This is a genomic window from Novosphingobium chloroacetimidivorans, from assembly GCF_014204535.1.
GTDB classification, from domain to species: domain Bacteria; phylum Pseudomonadota; class Alphaproteobacteria; order Sphingomonadales; family Sphingomonadaceae; genus Novosphingobium; species Novosphingobium chloroacetimidivorans.
Window position 1 is genome coordinate 1 of record NZ_JACHLR010000085.1, and the last position, 1172, is coordinate 1172.

The following is a 1172-nucleotide window of genomic DNA, read 5'->3' on the forward strand; positions in this document are numbered from 1 at the left end:
CCATCGCTGCCTCCTTCGTGAGGCTGCCTATGAATCACACGATCGGCTCAATGGGAATCCCCCTCCGATTCCGCCCATCATGAAAATGCTCTAAGGCTCGCGAATGCGCCTTCGATCACCTTGGCGGGCTCTGTCAAACCAAGTGCACCTGCTGGTAAGCAGGGACGAGTAGGGCAGGTGGATGCCCCGTCCTCGTAAGCCTGCTAGCCCGTTCCGCTACTTGAACTCATCGCCGGAAATGATCCGGCTGGTGGTGCTGAGGTACGTACGCTTTCCGCTCAGCCTCTGGAACGTAGAAGATCTGCTGTTTGAGCGTGGGATCGATGTTTGCCATGAAACGGTGCGGCTCTGGTAAAACAGGTATGGGCCGATCTTCGCAGGGGAGGTTCCGCGCAAGCGCATAAGCCGGATGCGGGATTTCCGCCACTGGCGCTGGCATCTTGGCGCGATGTACGTGAAGCTGAACGGCGAAATGGTCTGCTTGTCGCGTGCCGTCGACCAGGAAGGTCAGATACTTGGAAGTTTCGTTATCAGAACCCGCGACAAGGCTGCGGCGCTCACCTTCATGAAGAAGGCGCTCAAGCGCTATGGCTCACCGGAAGCAATTACGACTGACGGGCTCGGTTCATACGGAGCGGCGATGAATGAGCGGGGCAATCGCGAGAAGCAGGAGGTTGGCCGCTGGGCCAACAACCGGGTGAAGAACTCTCATCTGCCGTTCCGACGACGAGAGCGGGCGATGCTGAGGTTCGGCAGATGAAGACCTTACAAAAGTTTGCCTCTGTTCACGCCAACATCCACGACCACTTCAGCTTGGAACGCCATCTAATCGATCGAGATACCTACAAGCACGCCGCTCAGCCGCCTTGGCTGAGTCAGGTCCTTGCGAGCTAAGCTGCCGTCCTCAAAGACCCAAGCGCATCGTGTGGAGAGCGGTTCGCATTGGACTTACAGCACCACAGCTTGCGCCTTGCCGCCACGTCCGGCCGGTCCTGCTCGGCGACTCGCAGGGCTTGTTTTGAACAACAATCCGAGCCGCCGGGCCGCGTTCCAGATCGCGCCGGTGCTCAATTCGATACCGTACTCGGCCAGCAGCCATGCTTGCGCCTGTGCCAGCGTGATCCCAGGGCGCGAGCGGATGTGCGCTTCGAGCGCCAGTTCCTGCGCGCCCG

1 protein-coding gene and 1 pseudogene are annotated in these 1172 nt (G+C 59.6%); one reads left to right on the top strand and one right to left on the bottom strand.

Annotated elements, in window-relative coordinates; genetic code table 11:
• Window positions 1-181 precede the first annotated feature (181 nt).
• Window positions 182-875, top strand: a pseudogene (locus tag HNO88_RS23225) (IS6 family transposase); the annotation flags it as partial.
• 73 nt (window positions 876-948) lie between these two features.
• Here the strand turns inward: HNO88_RS23225 and HNO88_RS21955 are convergent.
• Window positions 949-1172 (bottom strand): hypothetical protein (locus tag HNO88_RS21955; RefSeq protein ID WP_184250970.1); only part of this gene is annotated, 224 nt, incomplete at its 5' end.